This is a genomic window from Ancylobacter sp. TW_SC_1 (assembly GCF_056836805.1).
In genome coordinates, this window is record NZ_CM166365.1 from 3,758,829 (window position 1) to 3,779,461 (window position 20,633).

The 20,633-nt window shown below is 68.7% G+C and carries 19 protein-coding genes and 1 tRNA gene; 8 read left to right on the forward strand and 12 right to left on the reverse strand.

What is annotated here, in order from left to right; translation table 11 throughout:
• Positions 1–15: 15 nt before the first annotated feature.
• Entirely contained in the window at positions 16–552 is a 537-nt protein-coding gene (locus AC1PZ7_RS17705; RefSeq protein ID WP_482356504.1) for a CreA family protein, read from the reverse strand.
• Between the two features lie 245 nt (positions 553–797).
• Here AC1PZ7_RS17705 and AC1PZ7_RS17710 point away from each other — a divergent pair, with 245 nt between their 5' ends.
• Positions 798–1,802, forward strand: a complete 1,005-nt coding sequence (locus tag AC1PZ7_RS17710) for a DUF2865 domain-containing protein (protein WP_482356505.1) — start codon at positions 798–800, stop codon at positions 1,800–1,802.
• Between the two features lie 111 nt (positions 1,803–1,913).
• Here the strand turns inward: AC1PZ7_RS17710 and AC1PZ7_RS17715 are convergent, their stop codons facing one another.
• The 4 genes from AC1PZ7_RS17715 to AC1PZ7_RS17730 all read right to left on the reverse strand — a co-directional run bounded on the left by AC1PZ7_RS17715 (position 1,914) and on the right by AC1PZ7_RS17730 (position 7,432).
• Positions 1,914–3,260 carry a glutamate--tRNA ligase gene (locus AC1PZ7_RS17715; protein ID WP_482356506.1) on the reverse strand — a complete coding sequence of 449 codons (1,347 nt, stop codon included), beginning with the start codon at positions 3,258–3,260 and terminating at the stop codon, positions 1,914–1,916.
• Between the two features lie 5 nt (positions 3,261–3,265).
• Positions 3,266–4,939 carry an NAD+ synthase gene (locus tag AC1PZ7_RS17720; RefSeq protein WP_482356507.1) on the reverse strand — a complete coding sequence of 558 codons (1,674 nt, stop codon included), beginning with the start codon at positions 4,937–4,939 and terminating at the stop codon, positions 3,266–3,268.
• Positions 4,940–4,998: 59 nt separating this feature from the next.
• The gene (locus AC1PZ7_RS17725; RefSeq protein WP_482356508.1) at positions 4,999–6,939 is read right to left on the reverse strand and encodes a rhamnan synthesis F family protein; all 1,941 of its coding nucleotides are present in this window, start codon (positions 6,937–6,939) and stop codon (positions 4,999–5,001) included.
• Between the two features lie 142 nt (positions 6,940–7,081).
• Positions 7,082–7,432, reverse strand: coding sequence for a winged helix-turn-helix transcriptional regulator (locus AC1PZ7_RS17730; RefSeq protein WP_482356509.1), 351 nt, complete (start codon positions 7,430–7,432; stop codon positions 7,082–7,084).
• 184 nt (positions 7,433–7,616) lie between these two features.
• On the opposite strand from AC1PZ7_RS17730, the gene AC1PZ7_RS17735 reads away from it, so the two are divergent.
• A complete protein-coding gene (locus tag AC1PZ7_RS17735) occupies positions 7,617–8,630 on the forward strand; it encodes a zinc-binding alcohol dehydrogenase family protein (protein WP_482356510.1) in 1,014 nt (337 codons plus the stop codon).
• 32 nt (positions 8,631–8,662) lie between these two features.
• On the opposite strand, the gene AC1PZ7_RS17740 is transcribed toward AC1PZ7_RS17735, so the two are convergent.
• The 4 genes from AC1PZ7_RS17740 to gor form a co-directional block, all read right to left on the reverse strand.
• Complete coding sequence (locus AC1PZ7_RS17740) at positions 8,663–9,481, reverse strand: alpha/beta hydrolase (protein ID WP_482356511.1); 819 nt, start codon at positions 9,479–9,481, stop codon at positions 8,663–8,665.
• 160 nt (positions 9,482–9,641) lie between these two features.
• Entirely contained in the window at positions 9,642–10,406 is a 765-nt protein-coding gene (locus tag AC1PZ7_RS17745; protein ID WP_482356512.1) for an alpha/beta fold hydrolase, read from the reverse strand.
• A gap of 102 nt (positions 10,407–10,508) precedes the next feature.
• Complete coding sequence (locus AC1PZ7_RS17750) at positions 10,509–11,894, reverse strand: class II 3-deoxy-7-phosphoheptulonate synthase (protein WP_482356513.1); 1,386 nt, start codon at positions 11,892–11,894, stop codon at positions 10,509–10,511.
• 139 nt (positions 11,895–12,033) lie between these two features.
• Positions 12,034–13,440, reverse strand: a complete 1,407-nt coding sequence (gor, locus tag AC1PZ7_RS17755; RefSeq protein WP_482356514.1) for a glutathione-disulfide reductase — start codon at positions 13,438–13,440, stop codon at positions 12,034–12,036.
• A 221-nt stretch (positions 13,441–13,661) separates the two neighbouring features.
• Between gor and AC1PZ7_RS17760 the strand changes: the two genes are divergently transcribed.
• The 3 genes from AC1PZ7_RS17760 to AC1PZ7_RS17770 all read left to right on the forward strand — a co-directional run bounded on the left by AC1PZ7_RS17760 (position 13,662) and on the right by AC1PZ7_RS17770 (position 16,719).
• A complete protein-coding gene (locus AC1PZ7_RS17760) occupies positions 13,662–14,627 on the forward strand; it encodes a Bug family tripartite tricarboxylate transporter substrate binding protein (protein WP_482356515.1) in 966 nt (321 codons plus the stop codon).
• 84 nt (positions 14,628–14,711) lie between these two features.
• Positions 14,712–15,197 (forward strand): tripartite tricarboxylate transporter TctB family protein, encoded by a 486-nt coding sequence (locus tag AC1PZ7_RS17765; protein ID WP_482356516.1) that lies wholly within the window; start codon positions 14,712–14,714, stop codon positions 15,195–15,197.
• Between the two features lie 10 nt (positions 15,198–15,207).
• Entirely contained in the window at positions 15,208–16,719 is a 1,512-nt protein-coding gene (locus tag AC1PZ7_RS17770; protein WP_482356517.1) for a tripartite tricarboxylate transporter permease, read from the forward strand.
• Between the two features lie 104 nt (positions 16,720–16,823).
• Here the strand turns inward: AC1PZ7_RS17770 and AC1PZ7_RS17775 are convergent, their stop codons facing one another.
• From AC1PZ7_RS17775 to AC1PZ7_RS17785, 3 genes are all read right to left on the reverse strand, one after another.
• Positions 16,824–17,375 carry a DUF2059 domain-containing protein gene (locus tag AC1PZ7_RS17775; RefSeq protein ID WP_482356518.1) on the reverse strand — a complete coding sequence of 184 codons (552 nt, stop codon included), beginning with the start codon at positions 17,373–17,375 and terminating at the stop codon, positions 16,824–16,826.
• Between the two features lie 24 nt (positions 17,376–17,399).
• A complete protein-coding gene (gene rpiA, locus AC1PZ7_RS17780; RefSeq protein WP_482356519.1) occupies positions 17,400–18,101 on the reverse strand; it encodes a ribose-5-phosphate isomerase RpiA in 702 nt (233 codons plus the stop codon).
• A 103-nt stretch (positions 18,102–18,204) separates the two neighbouring features.
• Positions 18,205–18,723, reverse strand: coding sequence for a hypothetical protein (locus AC1PZ7_RS17785; protein ID WP_482356520.1), 519 nt, complete (start codon positions 18,721–18,723; stop codon positions 18,205–18,207).
• Between the two features lie 187 nt (positions 18,724–18,910).
• Here AC1PZ7_RS17785 and AC1PZ7_RS17790 point away from each other — a divergent pair, with 187 nt between their 5' ends.
• From AC1PZ7_RS17790 to AC1PZ7_RS17800, 3 genes are all read left to right on the forward strand, one after another.
• Positions 18,911–19,597 (forward strand): HAD-IA family hydrolase, encoded by a 687-nt coding sequence (locus AC1PZ7_RS17790; RefSeq protein WP_482356521.1) that lies wholly within the window; start codon positions 18,911–18,913, stop codon positions 19,595–19,597.
• A gap of 89 nt (positions 19,598–19,686) precedes the next feature.
• A tRNA-Val gene (locus AC1PZ7_RS17795) sits at positions 19,687–19,761 on the forward strand.
• 128 nt (positions 19,762–19,889) lie between these two features.
• A complete protein-coding gene (locus AC1PZ7_RS17800) occupies positions 19,890–20,609 on the forward strand; it encodes an SOS response-associated peptidase (protein ID WP_482356522.1) in 720 nt (239 codons plus the stop codon).
• Positions 20,610–20,633 lie beyond the last annotated feature (24 nt).

The window sequence follows — 20,633 nt, forward strand, 5'->3', positions numbered from 1 at the left end:
CCCGCCGCGTCGGCGTCACTTCAGATAATCGGCACATTTGGGCGCGTCGTTTGTCGCGCCCCACGGCATGATCGGCACGGTCGAGGTCGAGTTCTTCGGGCTGCCGTCGATCAGCTTGTCCGAATAGACCAGATAGACCAGCACGTTGCGCTTGGCGTCGCAGCCGCGCACGATCTGCATCTTCTTGAAGATCAGCGAGCGGCTCTCGCGATAGACCACGTCGCCCTGATCGAACTTGCCCTTGAAGGAGATCGGCCCGATCTGCCGGCAGGCGATGGAAATGTCCGACACTTCCTCGGCGACGCCGAGCATGCCCTTCACCCCGCCCCGCTCCGGCACGGTGTAGTGGCAGGCCACACCGTCGACCACCGGGTCGTCGATGCCGTAGGTGGCGAGCTTGTCGTCGGGGGTGAGGAAATTCCACACCGTCGATTTGCGGAAGATGAGATCCGGCTCCTCGGCCCGCGCCGTGCCGATGGCGAAGATGGCGGCGACGGTCAGGGCGATGAGCGGCAGGGCAATGGGCGGCAGGGCGCGCGTGGCGGATGTCATGCGACAGTGAACTCCGATCGTCTCCCACCGCATATGGGAACGCCACCTGCCACCGCAACGTCACCCGCAACGCCAATGACGGAGCGACCCGGTGCAGCACGGCCGCTCCGACGTCTCGGCTTGCATCGGCCGGCGAAAGCGGCTTCAAACTTTCGACAAGCTCACCGTGCTCATTGCGTCCAAGCGCTGATTCCGGCAAACCGCGCGTCAAGCGACGCCCGGCCCTCCGATTGCAGTTCCCATTGATGATGTTCCGACGCCCCCGTCTCGCCGCCAGCCTTCTCGCAACCGCAATGCTCGCCGGCTTTTGCGGCCTCGCGACCGCGCAGGACTATCCGCCCGGTAGCGTCGGCGGCGGTGGCGACCGCTCCGCCTGCATCAGACTCGAAGGCCAACTCGGCGCGCTCGACAGCGGACGGGGCGGCGGCCAAGCGGCTCTCGGCCCGGTCATCGCCCAGCAGCAGAAGGACGTCGCCGACCTCTCCGCGCAGGTCCGCCAGCTCGGCTGCGACAAGCGCGGCTTCCTGATCTTCCAGCCGCAATTGCCGCCGCAGTGCGACTCCCTCAACCGGCGCCTGACGCAGGCCCGCTCGGCGCTCGACCGCACCATGGTGCAGGCCCGTGGGCAGCAGAGCGGCACCAACGAGCAGCGTCGGCAACTCATCTACGCCCTCGCCCAGAACAATTGCGGCGCGCAGTATCAGGCCGCGCTCGGTCAGGGCGGCGGTCAGAGCGGCGTCTACGGCAACCTGAACCGCCGGCCGCGCAACTTCATCGAGCAGCTCTTCGGCGTGCCGCGCGAGGAGGCCGAGCCGCTCGACGTGCAGCCGCTGGAGATGCCCAAGGTTTCGACCTACCGCACCGTATGCGTGCGCACCTGCGACGGCTTCTTCTTCCCGGTCTCCTTCGCCGCCACGCCCGCCAAGTTCGGTTCGGACGAGGCGCAGTGCCAGCGCCAGTGCCCCGGCACCGAGGCGAAGCTGTTCGCCTATCGCAATCCGGGCGAGGACATCGCCCAGGCGGTCGGCATCAACGGCCAGTCCTACATGTCCCTGCCCAACGCGCTGCTGTTCAAGAAGCAGTTCGTCCCCGCCTGCACCTGCCGCCCGGCCGGCATGAACTGGGCGCAGGCGCTGAGCGGGCAGGAAGACCAGACGCTGCGCAAGGGCGACATCGTCGTCACCGAGGACGCCTCGCGCGAAATGGCGCAGCCCCGCCCGGCAACGCCGCCGCCCGCCAAGAAGCCCTGATCTTCTTCACCCGTCATCCCGGACGGCCAAAGGCCGATCCGGGAGCGTCGCCGCAATGGTGAGCGATCCCGGCTCGCCGCTGCGCTCCGGTCGGGACAGCGATGTTCGGGCCTACGCCCGCTCGCCCCGCAGCCGCGCGGCGGCCCGGGCGCGGCCAATCAGCGGCAGCAGCGCCTTCAGCTCCGGCCCGCTCTCGGCGCCGGTGAGCGCGAGGCGCAGCGGGTGGAACAGCGCCCGGCCCGCGCGGCCGCTCGCCGGCTTCACCGCCGCCATCCAGCGCTGATAGACCTCGCCGTCCCACGGCTCGCCGGGAAGCAGGGAGGCGGCGGCGGCAAGGAATTCCGCATCCTCGGGAGCGCGGACGGGATCGAGCGGCCCTTGCACGACCCGCCACCAGCCGGCCGCATCCGAGAGCCGCGCGAGATTGCCCCGCACGGCCAGCCAGAACGCCTCGCCTCCCCCGATGCCGAGCATGGCGAGGCGATCCGCCACCGCCGCGAAAGGCAGGTTGTGCAGCGTCAGGGCGGTCAGCGCGGACAGCTCCGCCGGGTCGAAGCGCGCCGGCGCGCGGGAGATCCTGGCGAAGTCGATCCGGGCGGCGAGCGCGTCCAGCGACGCCACCGGCTCGACCGCCATCGAGGTGCCGGTCAGCACGGCGAGCGACGCCACCGCCAGCGCCTCCTCCCCACCCTCGCGCAGCGCCCGCAGCGAAAGGTGGCCGAGGCGCTTGGACAGCCCCTCCCCGCTCGGCAGGGTCAGCAGGTTGTGGTGGCCGAAGATCGGCGGCGCGGCACCCATCGCCTCGATGATCTCGATCTGCACGCCGGTATTGGTGACGTGGTCCTCGCCGCGCACCACATGGGTGACGCCCATCTCGATGTCGTCCACCACCGAGGTCAGCGTGTAGAGATAGCTACCATCCTCGCGCACCAGCACGGGATCGGACAGCGTGGCGGTATCCACCGTCTGCCGGCCACGCACCATGTCGTCCCAGACCACCCGCCGGCCGTCGAGCCTGAAGCGCCAGTACGGCCGGCGTCCCTCCGCTTCCAGCCGCGCCCTGTCGGCGTCGGTGAGTTTCAGGGCCGCGCGGTCGTAGACCGGCGGCAGCCCGCGCCGGCGGAGGGACTGGCGCTTCGCCTCCAGTTCCTCCTCGGTCTCATAGGCGGGATAGAGGCGGCCGGCAGCCTTCAGGCTCTCCACCGCCGCATCATAGCGGGGCAGCCGCCGCGACTGGTGCTCTACCCGGTCCGGCACAATGCCGAGCCAGGCGACATCCTCGGCAATGGCCTCGGCGAAGGCCTGCGTCGAGCGCGCTGTGTCGGTGTCGTCATAGCGCAGGATGAAGCTGCCGCCCTCGCGCCGGGCATAGAGCGCGTTGTAGAGCGCCGTGCGCGCATTGCCGACATGGAGCAGGCCCGTCGGCGAGGGGGCGAAGCGGAGGACCGGCGCGCTCATCGCCGTCACTCCGTCTCGCGGAAGCGGTTGGTGATCGGGTAGCGCCGGTCGCGGCCGAAATTGCGTGCCGTCACCTTCACCCCAGGCGCCGCCTGCCGGCGCTTGTACTCGGCGATGTTGAGCAGGCGCTCGACCCGCGCCACCAGCGCCTTGTCGAACCCTTCGGCAACGATATCGGCGACCGGCAGCTCGCGCTCGACCAGCCGTTCGAGAATGGCGTCGAGCACCTCATAAGGCGGCAGGCTGTCCTGGTCCTTCTGGTTCTCGCGCAGCTCCGCCGTCGGCGGCTTGGTGATGATGTTCTCGGGGATCACCGCCCCGGCCGGACCGAGCGCATAGGCCGGTCTCCAGCGGTTGCGCAGCTCGCAGAGGCGGAAGACCTGCGTCTTGTAGAGATCCTTCAACGGATTGTAGCCGCCGTTCATGTCGCCATAGAGCGTGGCGTAGCCGGTCGACATCTCCGACTTGTTGCCGGTGGTGACGACCATGTCGCCGAACTTGTTGGAGATCGACATCAGCAGCGTGCCGCGCACGCGCGACTGCAGGTTCTCTTCCGTCACGTCGCGGGCGCGGCCGTCGAACATCGGCGCCAGCATGCGCTCGAGCGCCTCGACGCCCTCGGCGATCGGCACGATGTCGTAGCGCACGCCCAGCGCCTGCGCCACCGCCGCCGCGTCGGAGAGCGACTCGTTCGAGGTGTAGCGATAGGGCAGCATCACGCAATGCACGCGCTCCGGGCCCAGCGCATCCGCCGCCATGGCGGCCACGAGGGCGGAATCGATGCCGCCGGACAGGCCGAGCACCACGCCGGGGAAGCGGTTCTTCTCGACATAGTCGCGCAGGCCCATGACACAGGCGGCGTAGTCCGCCTCGTCGTCCAGCAGCAGCGGCGCCCTCGCCCCCTCCTCGCAGCGCCAGCCATCGGCCCAGCGCTCCCAGCGGGTGAGGCGCACGCGCTCCTGGAAGTTCGGCATCTGGATGGCGAGCGAGCGGTCGGCGTTGAGCACGAAGGAAGCGCCGTCGAACACCAGCTCGTCCTGCCCGCCCACCTGGTTGACATAGGCGAGCGGCAGGCCGCTCTCGACCACGCGCGCGACCGAGACGTTCATCCGCTCGTCATAGACGCTGCGGCGATAGGGCGAACCATTCGGAACGAGCAGCAGTTCCGCGCCGGTCTCGGCAAGGCACTCGATGACATCCTGCGACCAGACATCCTCGCATACCGGCACGCCGAGCCGCACGCCGCGAAACGCGATCGGCCCCGGCATCGGGCCCGGGGCGAAGACGCGCTTCTCGTCGAAGGGGCCGTAATTGGGCAGGTCCACCTTGTAGCGCGCCGCCGCGACCTTGCCGCCATCGAGCAGCAGCACGGCGTTGTAGAGCTTGCCGCCGTCGAGCCACGGCGTGCCGATCAGCAGCGCCGGACCACCGTCGGCCGTCTCGCCCGCCAGCTCCTCCACCGCCCTGCGGCAGGCCGCCTGGAAGGACGGCTTCAGCACCAGGTCCTCCGGCGGGTAGCCGGAGAGGAACAGCTCGGTGAAGACGACGAGTTCGGCGCCCTGCTCGGCCGCCTGAACCCGCGCCTCGCGCGCCTGGATCAGGTTGCCGGCGACATCGCCGACAATCGGGTTGAGCTGTGCGAGCGCGATGAGGAGCTGGTCGGCGGGTTCGGATGACATGGCGGTGGTTTAGCCTTCCCCTCGGGTCCCGGCAATCGGTCCGGGCGGCCGGTCGTTCGTCAGTCCCAGTCGGTGCCCGGCACCCGCACGGCGGCGACGCCGAAGCCCGCCTTGCGCACCGCCATCGGCAGGGTGCGCTCCAGCCCGTGCATGACGGTTCCATCGATCGGGATCGGCTCGACGGGATAATCGGGCCATTGCAGGTCCAGTGCCAGCACGGGCGCCAGCGCCGCCGGGCGGACGGCGAACATGTTGCCGACCGGGAAGTCGACATAGGCGCCGGGCAGTTCGGTCAATCCCATATCCTGCCGGAGTTCCTCGACCACGCGGGCATTGCGCGCCCAGTCGAGCAGATGGGTGTCCTCGGGGTAGACGAGCCCGACCTTCGGATTCGCCGCCATTTGGGCGAGCACCGCGTCGAGCATGGGATGCTCGCCGCCGATCAGGTTCTCCCACAGGAAGTTGCGCCAGGGATCGCCGATAGCGCGGCGCCGGCCCTTGGTCTTCTTGCCGTGCACATGGAAGAACACGTCATAGCCGCCGCCGGTGAGCGCATCGCGCAGGGCAGTGAGGAAAGGCCCGACGTCGCGGCCGATATTGGGCACCACGTCGATGCGCACCGCCGCGGGATAGGCCGCCGTCATCGCGCGCAGCTCCTCCGCCTTGGCCGGCGTGTCGGTGGTGAGGAAGAGGTCGGGACGGGACGTATTGACCTCAAGCCTTCCGAGCAGTTCCGGCAGCAGGTCGGGATAGAAGAAATGGCCGTGCAGCGCAGACCGGAGGCGGCTCGCCGCCGGCGCCTTCGGCGGCCCGACGACCGGCACCGCCCATGGTCCCTCGGGGCGCCCCTGCTCGATCCAGTGCGACAGCGGATAGCGCCGCTGGTCGAAGCAGGCGACCGGATGGTGTTCGGCATAGATCAGCGGGTGGAAGCCGGAATAGGGCCGGCGCAGCGGCGGACGATTGGGATGGCGCCTGAGCAGCGCCTTGCGCCGCCAGGCGGCGATGAGCGTGGCGAGCTTCGCCTCGACCGTGAGCTCGCCGGGCGGATCGTTCTCGCGCGGGATCGCCAGCACTTCCAGACGCTCGGGCTCGGTGGCGAGGACCAGTGCCAGCTCGTTGTCCAGCTCGTCGCCGATCTCCCGGCCGAGGGCGACAATCTGGGCGGATCCCTCGGCCAGCGGCGATGCGATGGCGACGCGGCGCCGGCGCCCGGCCAGATGCGGCAGGAGCGCCAGCGCGGCCTCCTTCGCGGCTGGCGAGGGAAACACCACCGCGCTCGCCCGATCCAGCGCCTGCTCCAGGGCCGCGCCCTGCGCGGAATAGCCGTCCGGCGCGCCGGCGAGGGCGACGACCGGGATGTTGCGCTGCTCCAGGAAATCGGCGGCGTCGGCCGTCTCCAAGCCGACGGCGATGGCGAAAAGCGGCCGGTAGTCGCACACGCGGAAGGCCAGCGCGTCGAGCAGCACCGCGCGCGGCGCGCGCGAACTGGCCACCTCGACGGCGACGACCGACGCCGGCAGGTCACGCGGCGCCGTACCATCGAGCTGCAGCAGGATCACCGCGTAGTCGCGTGCCAGCGCACGCACGAGCCCGGCGAGCGGGGCCGCGTCGCCCTCGGCCACGACAACGACATAGCGCCGGCCAGCCTCGGCCACGGCAGGAAACGGCAGATGCGCGACCAACGGCGGCAGCGTCTCGTCGGCATGGGAGAGCCAGCCGGCGAAGGGGCGCCGGGGGCGCCCCGGCTCCTTGAAAACCACGCCTTCGAGGCCGGGGCGCGGGCGCTGATAGGCATCGAACAGCAAGGCCCGCAGCCAGGGACGCGGCCGCCCTTCGGCATCGAACAGCAGGCGGCCCATGGAGCGGCCGGTCTTCTGGCTGGCGCCGGTGAGCCAGCGCCGCAGCCTGCTGCGCCGCCTGGGCTCGAAATAGCGCCGGCGCGCCGGCGCGCCATCGGCGACAGGCGGCTCCGGGTGGGTCTGCTCCGGGTGGGTCATGGCAATCCGAACGGACCGATGCGAAAACGGGCTCGCGCCGTTCCCGGACCAGCCTTCGACTCGAAGTGCTCATCCGCGATGCGACGCCATGCGGCGTTCTAATGAGCCGGACCGCCAATGGCCAGTCCGGGCGGGCGGAATGTCATTCTGCCGCGACATCGAAGGCCGGCCGGCGCCGGTTGCCCCAGCGGTGCAGTTCGAGCACCGCCGTCCGCAGCCGCTCGCCGTCGGCGGTGAGCTGGTAGCCGACCTGCGGCGGCACGGTGGGATAGACCGTGCGCGAGATCACGCCGTCCGCCTCCAGCTCGCGCAGCGCCTTGGCGAGAATGCGCGGAGTGACATTGGGCATCCGCCGGCGCAGCTCGCTGAAGCGCAATTCGCCGCTGAGCAGGTGATAGACGATGCCGCCCTTCCATTTGGCGCCGATGATCTCCAGCGCCGCCTCGACCGGGCAACCCTCGCCGCACGCATAATCCTGATGGCGCCTCGCCATGGCACGTCTCCGCTTCGGGCCGGGAGAATCTAGGTAGTTCGGGGCGTTCGCGAAAGGGACTTACATTTTCGATACCTGCCGACAATTTCGTGCGTTCTTGCACTTTCCGTCCGCATCGCGACATCTCCGGACAGATTGTCAACAAACGACGCAGGCGCCTCGGGCGCGGCGCGGGAGACCCATCATGAAGGCCATCGGCTACAGTCAGTCCCTGCCCATCGACGCGGAACGCGCGCTGTTCGATTTCGACACGCCGGCCCCCACGCCCGGTCCGCACGACCTGCTAGTGCGGGTGAAGGCCGTTTCGGTCAATCCGGTCGACACCAAAGTGCGCCGCCGCCGCGCCGGCACCGACGAGGCGCCGGTCATCCTCGGCTGGGACGCGGCCGGAATCGTCGAGGCGGTCGGTTCAGAGGTCACGCTCTTCAAGCCCGGCGAGGAGGTGTTCTATGCCGGCGACCTCAACCGACCGGGCACCAATGCCGAACTGCACCTCGTCGACGCGCGCATCGCCGGCCACAAGCCGGCATCCCTCGGCTTCGCGGAAGCCGCCGCGCTGCCGCTGACCTCGCTGACCGCCTGGGAGGGCCTGTTCGACCGGCTGCAGGTGCCGATGAAGGGTGGCGAGGGTGCCAGGCTGCTCATTGTGGGCGCGGCCGGCGGCGTCGGCTCGCTCGCCGTGCAGTTCGCCCGCCAGTTGACCCGTCTCACCGTCATCGGCACCGCCTCGCGCCCGGAAAGCCGCGCCTGGGTGGAGACCCTCGGCGCGCATGCGGTCATCGACCATTCCCGCCCGCTGAGCGAAGAACTCGGCGCCGCCGGCCTCGGACCGATCGACTATACCTACACCCTCACCAACACCGACAAGCACTGGACCGAGATCGTCAAGGCCGCGCGGCCGCAGGGCCGCATCGCCATCATCGACGACCCGGCGACGCTCGATGCCCTGCCGCTGAAGGGCAAGAGCCTGTCGCTGCACTGGGAACTCATGTTCACCCGCTCGCTGTTCCAGACCCCCGACATGATCCGCCAGCACGAGATCCTGGAAGAGGTGGCCCGCCTCGTCGACGCCGGCACGCTGCGCACCACGCTCGGCGCGAATTTCGGCACCATCACTGCGGCGAACCTCACGCGCGCCCATGCCGCCGTCGAAAGCGGCCGCTCGATCGGCAAGATCGTGCTGGAAGGCTGGAACTGACCCGCTCCCGCTCCGCCCCGGCGGAGCGGGTCTCAGACGGCGCTATCGGGCAGAAGACCGACCGGGTTCGACCGGTCCGCCGCGCCGAGGCGGCGCTCGAGCAGGCTCTCGATGAACATGTAGCGAAGGCGGCGGAAGATGCCGGTGCTCTTTCGCCGCCGGGTCTTCTGGTAGGTCGGCGATTGGACGCGCCGCTGCCACAGCCGGGTTTCAAAACGGGCGATGTCGAAGCGGTCTTCCGCGATGTCGAAGACCACGTTCTCCAGCATGCCGCACTCCTGCACATAGGCGATGGAAGCGTGGCCGCTGAAATAGATGCGCGTGAGTTCGAGATCGGCCTCGCGGCGCAGGCCGCGAATATGCCGCCGGTCCGTGTTCAGCGGATCATAGAAGACGTATTTCACCGCTTCCTTGCGCGGCAGCTCGCGGTCCCAGATCAGCGACGTGCTCTCCGAGCCCCAGCGCCGCTCCCACCAAACGCGCCAGCGGTCGATGCTGTATTGCGGCGAGAAGGCGATCACCACATCGGCGCGCAGCGGTTCGGAGAAGCGACAGGCCGCATAGGCGCCCATGCTCATGCCGTAGGTGATGAGCCGGACGCCGTCGGCGACATCGGCGCGCACGCTTGCCAGCGCCTCGGGCATTTCCGGGTACTGGTACCAGCAATTCCCGGTCGGCAGGAAATGATAGGCGGTGAAGCCGCGGCTCTCGAAGAACGGCTCGCCGAAGCCCTTTCGGCCCTCCGGGCGGTCCGGCCGCATCGATTCGAAAGTGACGAACGCAACGCCGTCTCGACGCCCCGGAACCTTGACGACCTGAAGGTTCTCGCTCTCGAAAATGACGTGACGCACTCTGCTGCTCCCGCGGGTCGCCAGTGGCGCGACGACCGTGAATTGCGCGAAACGCAGCCTAGCGAGGGGAGCACCCGGCGAGCAATCGGAATTTCCGAAGATTGCGGGAAAGAAACGGAAATGCGGCAAAAAGGCCGCACAAACATGCCCTTGGAAACACTCAGCCGAACCGGTCGATGAAGTCGGCCCGCAGCCGCCGGAGGAAGCGGTCGCGCTTGCGCGCCCGCTTGGCGAGATAGAGCGGGGAACGGTCGAGGCGGGTCTTGAGCTCGCGCTCGCAGGCCGCCGCGTCGAAGCGGTTTTCGGCGATGTCGAGCACCGCCTTGCCGAGCATGCCGGCTTCCATGAACACGGTGATGGTGGCGTGCCCGGCATAGGGCACGCGGATGCGCGTCACGTCCGCCTCGCGCGCCAGCAGGCGCACATGATGGCGGTCGCGGTTGTGCGGATCGTAGAAGAGATAGATCGGCACGCCGCGCGGTGTCGTCAGGTGTTCCCACAGGATCTGGCGCGGGCGGTCGAACAGCCGGTCCCAGCGCTTGTCCCAGGGGATCACCTTCTTGTCGATGCTGTATTGCGGCGAGAAGGCGATGACGCGCGCCGCCCCCAGCAATCCAGCGAAACGGAACGCCGCATAGCCGCCGATGCTGACACCGTAGACGACGATTTCAGGCCCCGGCCCGATATCGGCCCTCACGGCCGCCAGCACCTCTTCCATCTCGGGGTATTGGAACCAGAAATTATCGTTGGCCAGCAGGTGGTAGGCGGTGAAGCCGTTGTCCTGCAGGAATTTCTCGCCGAAGCCCTGGCGGTCGGGGGGACGCTTGAGCTGATGCGCCTCGAAGGTCACGAAGACCACATCGCGGCGCCGGCCGGGCGTGCGGACGACGCGAACATTCTGGCTCTCGAAGATGACCTGCCGCACTCGGCAGCCCCCCATATGAAAACACCGCGGCCGGCGGGCCGCGGTGCTTGATTATCGGAGGTGGCCTGGCGGGCAAAGGGCTTTCGCCCGGCCCGCCTGCGCTCACTCGGCGGCTTCGATCGCCGGACGCACGCGACCCGCCCGCTCCTGCTTGAGCAGCTCGGCGACGAGGAAGGCCATCTCGATGGCCTGCTCGGCATTGAGGCGCGGGTCGCAATAGGTGTGGTAGCGGTCCTTGAGGTCCGCATCCGAGATCGCGCGGGCGCCGCCGGTGCATTCGGTGACGTTCTTGCCGGTCATTTCCAGATGCACGCCGCCGGCATAGGTGCCCTCGGCCGCGTGGACGGCGAAGAAGTCCTTCACCTCGCTCAGGATCTTGTCGAACGGACGGGTCTTGTAGCCCGAACCGGCCTTGATGGTGTTGCCGTGCATGGGATCGCACGACCAAACCACGGTGCGGCCCTCGCGCTTCACCGCGCGCACCAGCGCCGGCATGTGGTCGGCTACCTTGTCGGCGCCGAAGCGGGCGATCAGCGTCAGCCGGCCCGGCTCGTTCTCCGGGTTCAGCGTGTCGATGAGACGGATGAGATCGTCCGGCTTCAGCGACGGGCCGCACTTCAGACCGAGCGGGTTCTTCACGCCGCGGCAATACTCGATATGGGCATGGTCCGCCTGACGGGTGCGGTCGCCGATCCAGATCATGTGGCCGGAGGTCGCGTACCAGTCGCCGGTGGTGGAATCCACCCGCGTCAGCGCCTGCTCGAAGCCGAGCAACAGCGCCTCGTGCGAGGTGAAGAACTCCGTCGAGCGCATTTCCGGATGATGCTCCGGATCGATGCCGATGGCGCGCATGAAGTCGAGCGCCTCGGTGATGCGGTCGGCGAGCGCCTGGTAGCGGCCGGACTGCGGGCTATCCTTGATGAAGCCGAGCATCCACTGATGCGCGTTGCCGAGGCTGGCATAGCCGCCATTGGCGAAGGCGCGCAGCAGGTTCAGCGTTGCCGCCGACTGGCGGTACGCCTCGATCTGACGGCGCGGATCGGGAATGCGCGCTTCCGGCGTGAACTCGATGTCGTTGACGATGTCGCCGCGGTAGGACGGCAGTTCCACCCCGTCCACGGTCTCCATCGGCGCCGAGCGCGGCTTGGCGAACTGCCCGGCGATGCGGCCGACCTTCACCACCGGCGAGGCGCCGGCATAGGTCAGCACCACCGCCATCTGCAGGAAGACGCGGAAGAAATCGCGGATGTTGTCGGCCGAATGCTCGGCGAAGCTCTCGGCGCAGTCGCCGCCCTGCAGCAGGAACGCCTCGCCGGTCGCCACCTTGGCGAGCTGGCGCTTCAGCCGGCGAGCCTCACCTGCAAAAACCAGCGGCGGAAAGGAGGCGAGCTGACGCTCCACCGAAGCCAGGGCTTCGGCGTCCGGATAATCCGGGACCTGCTGAACGGGCAGAGCCCTCCAGCTATCCGGCGTCCAGCGATCAGACATGACGGCCTCCAACAAAGATAACGCGCCGCCGGGGCTCGTCCCCGGCGGGAAAGGCGGGCCTTATACACCCAAGCATCCCGGCAAGACCAGAGGCTGGCGACGGTGCGTCATTGCACCTCCGCCCAAGCCTCCTTGCGGCTTAAAGCGCCGGCGTCGCCCCGGCGGAAGCCTCGGGAATCTGGTCGCTCGACGCGTGCTTGCTACGCAACGTCACCAGTTCCTCGGCGCTGGAGGGATGCAGCGCCATGGTGCGGTCGAAATCGGCCTTGGTGGCGCCGACATTCAGCGCGATCGCCGCCAGTTGCACCATCTCGCCGGAGCCCTCGCCGATGAGATGCACGCCGAGCACCCGGTCGTCGGCCTGGGCCACCACGATCTTCATGAAGACGCGCGAGGCCCGGCCGGAGAGGGTCGCCTTCAGCGGGCGGAAATCGGTCTTGTAGATGTCGATGCGCCGGCCCAGCGCCCGCGCCTCCTGCTCGGTGAGACCCACCGTGCCGATCTCCGGTTCGGTGAACACGGCGGTCGGGATGTTGTCGTAGGTCACGTGCCAGGGCCGCTTGCCGAACACCGTGTCGGCGAAGGCGTGGCCCTCGCGGATGGCGACCGGGGTGAGGTTCACCCGGTTGGTCACGTCGCCAACCGCATAGATGGAGGGAATGTTGGAGCGCGACAGGCCGTCCACCACGATGGCGCCGGCTTCGTCGAGATGCACGCCCACCGTGTCGAGGCCGAGCCCGATCGTGTTCGGCACCCTGCCGATGGCCAGCATCACCTCGTCGGCGAACAGGTCGCGCCCGTCATTGAGGCGCACGCGCTTGCCGGCGCCCGCCTCGTAGATGCCGTCGATGGTGACGCCAAAGGCGAAATCCACCCCGTTCTGCATCATCTCGTCGACGATGCGCGCGCGGATGTCCTCGTCGAAGCCGCGCAGCAGCTTGTCGCCGCGATGGACGACCGTGACCTTCGAGCCAAGACCGGCCAGCAGGCTGGCGAATTCGAGGGCGATATAGCCCGCGCCCTGGATGACGATGCGCTCGGGGAAGCGTTCGAGATGGAAGATCTCGTTCGAAGTAATGCCGAGTTCGCACCCCGGGAAGTCGAGGCCGTGATTGGGCCGCCCGCCAGTGGCAATGAGGATGAACCGCGCCGTCACCGACGTTCCGTCAGCGAGGCGCACCTCGTGCGCCCCCGCGATCGTTGCACGCTGCGGCACGATCTCGACGCCGGAGCGAAGGAGGTTGGCGCTGTAGGCGCCCTCCAGCCGGGCGATCTCCTTGTCCTTGTTGGCGATCAGCGTCGGCCAGTCGAAAGACGCACCCTCCACGCTCCAGCCGAAGCCAGCGGCATCCTCGAACTCATGGGCGAAGCGCGCGGCATAGACGAACAGCTTCTTGGGCACGCAGCCACGGATCACGCAGGTGCCGCCGACGCGGTACTCCTCGGCGATCTTCACCTTCGCCCCGTAGCCTGCCGCGATGCGCGCCGCGCGCACGCCGCCCGACCCTCCGCCGATGACAAACAGGTCGACGTCGAACTGGTCCATGAGAGGCTCCCCCCGCTGCGCGGCCGATGGTGACTGGCATGTCGCCCCGCCAGCCCCGCCCGTCAAGCCGGTGCATGGCAGCCTTGCGACTCCGGTGTGCGAAAACTCTCATCCTTCCGGGGAACTCGACATGGGGGGGGCCGCCGCTTTAGCTTCGTTCACCGCGTTGCAAGCGACGGCCAGCATCGAACGTGCCGCCGCCCTGTCCCTTGGAGGAAACCATGAAGCATCTGTTCAGCGGGGCGCTGCTCGCCGCCGCCGTCGCCGTCGCTCCCTTCGGCGCCGCCCATGCCGAGATCAAGGACCTGAAGATCATCGCCCCGGCGGCACCCGGCGGCGGCTGGGACCAGACCGCGCGTTCGATCCAGCATGTGCTGCAGTCCGACAAGCTGGTCGAGAACGTGCAGGTGCTCAACGTGCCGGGCGCCGGCGGCACCATCGGCCTCGCCCAGTTCGTGAATTCGAGCAAGGGCGACCCGAACGTGCTGATCGTCGGCGGCTACGTCATGGTCGGCGCCATCATCACCAACAAGTCACCGGTCAACCTCTCCATGGTCACGCCGATCGCCCGTCTCACCGGCGAGTATGAGGCCATTGCGGTGCCGGCCAATTCGCCGCTCAAGTCGCTGGCCGATCTCGTGGCCGCGCTGAAGGCGGACCCGCAGAAGGTGTCCTGGGCCGGCGGCTCGGCCGGCGGCACCGACCATATCGCCGCTGGGCTGTTCGCCAAGGCCATCGGCGTCGACCCGACCAAGGTGAACTACATCGCCTTCTCCGGCGGCGGCGAATCGCTTGCCTCGCTGCTCGGCGGCAAGGTCACCGTCGGCATCTCCAGCCTGTCCGAGTATGACGCCCAGGCGAAGGCCGGCAAGCTGCGCATACTCGGCGTGTCGAGCGCCGCCCGCCTGCCGGAAGCGCCCGACGTGCCGACCTTCAAGGAAGCCGGGGTCGACGTGGAGATCCAGAACTGGCGCATGATCGCCGCCGCCCCGGGCATCACGCCGGCGCAGAAGCAGGAGATCACCCAGACCATCGACAAGATGGTGAAGTCCAAAGCGTGGATCGACATGCTGGCGCAGAAGGGCTGGGCCAACACCTACCTGTCGGGCGAGGCGTTCGACACCCAGCTGGCCAAGGACATCGCCGCCACCCAGACCATCCTGAAGGACATCGGCCTCGCCCAGTAAGGGCGCGGTCCGCCGACCTCTCAGACGCTCCCCCGCGGCCAGCCGCGGGGGAGATTTTCGTTCCGACACCCCCGGAGCCCGCCGATGAGCGATTCCCGCCCCACCTCCGCCCAAGGGCCCGACAAAGCCCGCTTCGTCATCGCCTTCGCCCTCGCCGCCCTCGCCCTGGTGGTCGGCTGGGATGCCTGGCGGCTCTCCGGGATCAACACCTTTTCGGCCGTCGGGCCGGCGGCCTTTCCCACCATCATCGCCGGCGGCCTCGCCCTGCTGGCCTTCGCCAATGCCGTCGAGGCGATCCGCGAAGGTGCGCAGGAGCGCCCGCGCGACGAGATCGGCCCCATGGCCTGGGTACTGGCGGGGCTGATCGGCCAGATCGTCCTGCTGGGCTTCGGGGTCGGCTTCGCCCTCGCCACCGGATGGCTGTTCGCCGCCACCGCGAAGGGCTTCGGCAAGGGGCCGCTGTGGGGGCACTTCCTCGCCGGAGCCGTGCTCTGCTTCGTCATCTACGTGATCTTCGCGAAGGGACTGCAGCTCGCGCTGCCGGCCGGCCCGCTCGAACGCCTGATCTGAGGAGGCACCCATGGATACATTCGCCGCCCTCAGCCAGGGCGTGATGGTCGCCCTGCAGCCGATGAATCTCCTCTTCGCCTTCATCGGCGTCATGCTCGGCACCGCCGTCGGCGTGCTGCCCGGTATCGGCCCGGCGCTCACCGTCGCGCTGCTGCTGCCGATCACCTTCAAACTCGACCCGGCCGGCTCGCTGATCATGTTCGCCGGCATCTATTATGGCGGCATGTATGGCGGCTCGACCGCCTCCATCCTGCTCAATACGCCGGGCGAGAGCTCGTCCATCGTCACGGCGCTGGAAGGCAACAAGATGGCCCGCGCCGGGCGCGGCGGGCCCGCGCTCGCCACCGCCGCCATCGGCTCCTTCGTCGCCGGCACCATCGCCACGATCGGCCTCGCGCTGATCGCGCCGACCGTGGTCGACGTCGCCATCTCCTTCGGGCCGGAAGACTATTTCGCGCTGATGGTGCTAGCCTTCACCACCGTCTCGGCCGCCTTCGGCTCGTCGGTGACGCGCGGCCTCACCAGCCTGTTCATCGGCCTCGCGCTCGGCCTCATCGGCATCGACCTGCAGAGCGGACAGGCGCGCCTGTCCTTCTCCATCCCCGACCTGCTCGACGGCGTCGAGGTGACGACGCTGGCCGTCGCCCTGTTCGCCATCGGCGAGACGCTCTCGGTGGTCGCCGCCGGCAGCCGGGCGGAGGAAGTGATCGAGCCGGTGAAGGGCTCGGTGTTCATGAACAAGGAAGACTGGAAGCGCTCCTGGAAGCCGTGGCTGCGCGGGACGTTTCTTGGCTTCCCCATCGGCGCCATGCCGGCAGGCGGGGCGGAAATCCCGACCTTCCTGTCCTATGCGCTGGAAAAGCGACTGTGCAGGAAGCCGGACGAGTTCGGCAACGGCGCCATCGAGGGCGTCGCCGGCCCGGAGGCTGCCAACAACGCCGCCGCCGCCGGCGTGCTGGTGCCGCTGCTGACCCTCGGCCTGCCGACCTCGGCGACCGCCGCCATCATGCTCGCCGGCTTCCAGCAATACGGCCTCAACCCCGGCCCGCTGCTGTTCGCCACCGCGCCGGATCTGGTCTGGGGCCTGATCGCCAGCCTGTTCATCGCCAACGGCATGCTGCTGATCCTCAACCTGCCGCTGGTCGGGCTGTGGGTGCGCCTGCTCGCCATCCCCCGCCCCTGGCTCTATGGCGGCATCCTGGTGTTCGCCACCCTCGGCACGCTCGGCGCCAACCCCTCGCTCGTCGAGCTCGGCATGCTGCTGATCTTCGGCCTGCTGGGCTATGTGCTGCGCCGCTACGACTACCCGATCGCCCCGGTGGTGGTCGGGCTCATCCTCGGCCCGCTCGCCGAGCAGCAGCTGCGCCGGGCGCTGGCGATCAGCGTCGGCGATCCGGTGGTGCTGTTCCAGAGCCCCGTCGCGCTGACGCTCTACGCGCTTTCCGCCCTCGCCCTGTTCGGGCCGCTGCTGTTCTACGTCATCACCGGCCGCAAGGCGCCGGTCGGCGCCGACGAGGACTGACACCGCCGACAGCGAGCCGCCGCGACGACCGAAAACGAAAATGCCCGGCGCGAGCCGGGCATTTGTCTGTCGGGAGATCGCTCTCCGCCAGAAGATCGGGCGCGTCAGATGGTGAAGCCGCGCTTCTTCATTTCCTCGCGCACCCGGCCTTCCATCTCGCGCGCGAACACCGCGCTCCAGGCCTGGATGCTGCTGAAGCCAGCCTTGAGCAGTTCCTCTCGCTTGACCACCAGCTTGCGGCCGGCCTCCGAGCGGTAGAAGGCCAGCAAATCCTTCAACTCCTGCGTGGTGAACTCGGTCGCATAGATGCGGGCGAGTATCTGCACGATCTCGGACCGGCGGCTCTCATATTGCGCGGAGAGCTGCTTGGCCACCTCGCGCAGGTCGCGGATGAGGTCGGGATTGGCCTGCACGAAGCCGGCCGCCGTCTGCTCCACGACATTGGGAATGACGGCATCGAAGCTGCTCGCCTCGCCATTGGCGACGAGAAGCTCGTTCGCCAGCTTCATCTGCTCGGCGGTGGGCTCGGGCGCCTTGGCGGCGGCCTGGGCCATCTTGAACGGCGCGGTGTCCTGGGCGAGGGCGGGAACCGCTCCCGCGAGGAGGGACAGCGTCAGCGCCGTGCCGGCGAGCCGTCCTGCAATATCAAGCCGCATGAATGTCTCCCTGACGAACTTTGATCACGCGCGGTCGATGACCGTCACGCCGCCAGCGCCCGCGAGAATGACGCGGCTCGCCAGATTGATGAAGAGGCCATGCTCGACCACCCCGGCCACCTGGGAAAGCTCGGCAGCCAGCGCGGACGGGTCGGCGATGCTGTGATAGGCGGCATCGAGGATCAGGTGTCCCTGATCCGTGACGAAAACATGACCGTCGGGGCGGCGACGCAGTGTCAGCAGCCCCTGGCATCCGGCGGCGCGGGCCGCCCGGTCGATGCTGCGGCGAATCGCGGCGACGCCGAAATCCACCACTTCGATGGGCAGCGGGAAGGCGCCGAGCCGCTCGACCTTCTTCGTTGCGTCGGCGATCACGATCATCTGCCCGGCGGCCGTGGCGACGATCTTCTCGCGCAGCAGCGCGCCGCCGCCGCCCTTGATGAGGGCGAGGTCGGGGCCGATCTCGTCGGCGCCGTCTATGCACAGGTCGAGCACCGGATGCTCGTCCAGCGTGCCGAGCGGCACGCCCAGGCTTTCCGCCTGCGCCCGCGTCGCTTCGGAGGTCGGCACGCCGACGACCTCGAGCCCCTCGGCCACGCGCGCGGCCAGAAGCTCGACGAAATGCTTGGCGGTCGAGCCGGTACCGAGACCGAGCTTCATGCCGGAGCGGACATACTCCAGCGCCTGGGCGGCGGCCTGGCGTTTAAGGGTTTCGGCGTCGGACATGATGCTCGCTATGCTTCAGGCTTGAATTTTTCCAGTTCTCCAGCGTGCCTAGCGCCGTTGCGGTGCCGCGACAAGCCCGCGCTGGCCTTCGCCAGCGGACGTGTCACAGCGACGGCGCCGTGCAGACCACCGCGGGCTCGACGCCGCCGCCCTCCTTGGGCATGTCGCGCACGTAGCATACGCTCATCTTGCCGGTCAGCACGTTGACCCGGAAGATGCCGGTCTCGCCGGAATAGCGCGTCGACATCATGTCGTAGGTGCCCGGCTCGCCGGGACCGGCGCTGGCGTCGCGTCGGAAGCAGCGTGTGACGCCGACCAGGCTTCCCTCGGGACGCTCGAACTGGCAGGCGCTCACCTCGCCGGTGCGCACATTCACCGAGTAGATGCGGTTGGCCTGCGCCGAGGGCGGCGAACCGAACACATAGGGACCGGTGGCGGCGCTCGCCCCGCCCGTCGTGGCCGGAGCGGACGTCGAGGGAGTGGGCGTGGAGGGAGTGGCGGCCTCGGCGGCGGGCGGGCTCGTCGTCTCGCTCGTGCCCTGCGCGAGGGCCGGACCGCCCGCCACGAGACCGAGCATCAACGCGGCACCGGCCGCCATCGCCGTCGCACGCCGGATTCGCATAGTCAGCCTCATCGCAAAACACTCCCGAAACTTGGAACCAGTTACCACCGCCCCACCCCTTCCGCATGCGCCCGATGGACGCGGCACGCTGGACAGCAAAAGCGGCAGGATTGTAGGCCTAGCTATGTAAGCCCGTCTCGCGGCGGCGGGCAGCCACCGTTTACCGTAACAATCCACGGAAATCGTCATGACTGCATCCTCCCCTCCCGCCGTGATCGCCTTCGACCTCGACGGCACCCTCGTCGACACCGCCCCGGATCTGCTCGACACGCTCGACATCGTTCTCGACGAGGCCGGCGCCGCCCGCCTGCCGCGGGAGGACACCCGCAAGATGATCGGCGCCGGCGCCAAGGCGCTGGTCAATCGCGGCCTCAGCGCCGCCGGCATCGTCGTCGACCCGCCGGCCTTCGAGAAGCTGTATGAGCGCTTCCTCGCACATTACGCCGATCATATCGCCGATTCCTCGCGCCCCTTCCCGGGCCTCGTCGAGGCACTCGATGAACTTTCCGCGCGCGGCCATGTGCTGGCGGTGTGCACCAACAAGCTCGAATATCTCTCGCGCCTGCTGCTCGACCGGCTCGATCTCACCGACCGCTTCGCCGTCATCGCCGGGGCGGACACGTTCGCGGTCTCCAAGCCGGATGCCGGCCACCTGATCGGCACCATCGAGCGGGCCGGCGGCTCGCCCGCACGCGCCATCATGGTCGGCGACAGCATGACCGACGTGCTCACCGCCAGGAATGCCCGCATTCCCTCGATCGTCGTGCCCTTCGGCTATACCGAGACGCCGGCCGAGGAACTGGGCGGCGACGAGTTCATCGACCACTATGACCACCTGGTGGAAACGGTCGAGCGCCTTCTCATCCGTGGGTGACGGCGCGAGCGCGCTTGACACCTGGGAGGGCGGTACACTACATCCCGGCCGCGATGGACGCCGCCCACGGGGAAACCCGACGGGTCGACGGGCGATTAGCTCAGCGGGAGAGCACTCCCTTCACACGGGAGGGGTCGCAGGTTCAATCCCTGCATCGCCCACCATCGTCGCTTCCCTCCATGCGTTCTGTCTCGGTGCAAGATTCGCGTCGTGTGCGCGGTCGTCGTGGACGGCCGCCAGCGCGACGGTGAGCGGACTTCACGAAGCAGGCACGCCGCTCCATGGTGGGCGCATGTGCAACCTCTACAGCCACAACTCCAACGTTCAGGCGATCGCTGATCTCGTCGGCACGCTGACGAACCTCGCCGGCAACCTCCCGCCGCAGACCGGAATCTTTCCCGACCACCCCGCGCCCGTCGTGCGCATCGCCGAGGATGGCGTGCGCGAACTTGCCATGGCCCGCTGGGGCATGCCCTCGCCGCCGCAGGTCGGCGGGCCGCCGGTCACCAACATCCGCAACCTCGGCTCGCCGCATTGGCGCCGCTGGATCGGCCCGGCGCATCGCTGCCTCGTGCCCTTCACCAGCTTCTCGGAGTTCGCGCCCGAGCCTGATCCCGTCACCCGGCGCAAGGATGTCGTGTGGTTCGCGCTGTCCGAGAAACGCCCCCTCGCCTTCTTCGCCGGGCTGTGGACCCGCTGGAAGGGAACGCGCGGCACCAGGGCGAACCCGATCGAGGGCGAGCACGAGCTCTTCGGCTTCCTGACCTGCGAACCCAACGAGCTAGTGAAGCCGATCCACCCCAAGGCGATGCCGGTCATCCTGACCACCGCCGAGGAGCGCGAGCTGTGGCTGCGCGCGCCATGGGACGAGGCCCGCGCCCTGCAGCGCGCCCTGCCGGACGACGCGCTGTCGATCGTCGCGCGCGGCTCCGCCAGGGAAGATCCACCCGCCGCCTCTATGTCCGGCGGGCAACACCCCGGCGCAAACTGGACCCAGGGGAGCCTGTTCTAGCCCGCAGGCATGCCGCCGGCGTCG

Excerpts from the sequence above, each read along its gene's own strand:
- AC1PZ7_RS17705 (WP_482356504.1), bottom strand. The coding sequence starts at position 552 with ATGACATCCGCCACGCGCGCCCTGCCGCCCATTGCCCTGCCGCTCATC.
- AC1PZ7_RS17710 (WP_482356505.1), top strand. The coding sequence starts at position 798 with ATGATGTTCCGACGCCCCCGTCTCGCCGCCAGCCTTCTCGCAACCGCA.
- AC1PZ7_RS17715 (WP_482356506.1), bottom strand. The coding sequence starts at position 3,260 with ATGAGCGCGCCGGTCCTCCGCTTCGCCCCCTCGCCGACGGGCCTGCTC.
- AC1PZ7_RS17720 (WP_482356507.1), bottom strand. The coding sequence starts at position 4,939 with ATGTCATCCGAACCCGCCGACCAGCTCCTCATCGCGCTCGCACAGCTC.
- AC1PZ7_RS17725 (WP_482356508.1), bottom strand. The coding sequence starts at position 6,939 with ATGACCCACCCGGAGCAGACCCACCCGGAGCCGCCTGTCGCCGATGGC.
- AC1PZ7_RS17730 (WP_482356509.1), bottom strand. The coding sequence starts at position 7,432 with ATGGCGAGGCGCCATCAGGATTATGCGTGCGGCGAGGGTTGCCCGGTC.
- AC1PZ7_RS17735 (WP_482356510.1), top strand. The coding sequence starts at position 7,617 with ATGAAGGCCATCGGCTACAGTCAGTCCCTGCCCATCGACGCGGAACGC.
- AC1PZ7_RS17750 (WP_482356513.1), bottom strand. The coding sequence starts at position 11,894 with ATGTCTGATCGCTGGACGCCGGATAGCTGGAGGGCTCTGCCCGTTCAG.
- gor (WP_482356514.1), bottom strand. The coding sequence starts at position 13,440 with ATGGACCAGTTCGACGTCGACCTGTTTGTCATCGGCGGAGGGTCGGGC.
- AC1PZ7_RS17760 (WP_482356515.1), top strand. The coding sequence starts at position 13,662 with ATGAAGCATCTGTTCAGCGGGGCGCTGCTCGCCGCCGCCGTCGCCGTC.
- AC1PZ7_RS17765 (WP_482356516.1), top strand. The coding sequence starts at position 14,712 with ATGAGCGATTCCCGCCCCACCTCCGCCCAAGGGCCCGACAAAGCCCGC.
- AC1PZ7_RS17770 (WP_482356517.1), top strand. The coding sequence starts at position 15,208 with ATGGATACATTCGCCGCCCTCAGCCAGGGCGTGATGGTCGCCCTGCAG.
- AC1PZ7_RS17775 (WP_482356518.1), bottom strand. The coding sequence starts at position 17,375 with ATGCGGCTTGATATTGCAGGACGGCTCGCCGGCACGGCGCTGACGCTG.
- rpiA (WP_482356519.1), bottom strand. The coding sequence starts at position 18,101 with ATGTCCGACGCCGAAACCCTTAAACGCCAGGCCGCCGCCCAGGCGCTG.
- AC1PZ7_RS17785 (WP_482356520.1), bottom strand. The coding sequence starts at position 18,723 with ATGCGAATCCGGCGTGCGACGGCGATGGCGGCCGGTGCCGCGTTGATG.
- AC1PZ7_RS17790 (WP_482356521.1), top strand. The coding sequence starts at position 18,911 with ATGACTGCATCCTCCCCTCCCGCCGTGATCGCCTTCGACCTCGACGGC.
- AC1PZ7_RS17800 (WP_482356522.1), top strand. The coding sequence starts at position 19,890 with ATGTGCAACCTCTACAGCCACAACTCCAACGTTCAGGCGATCGCTGAT.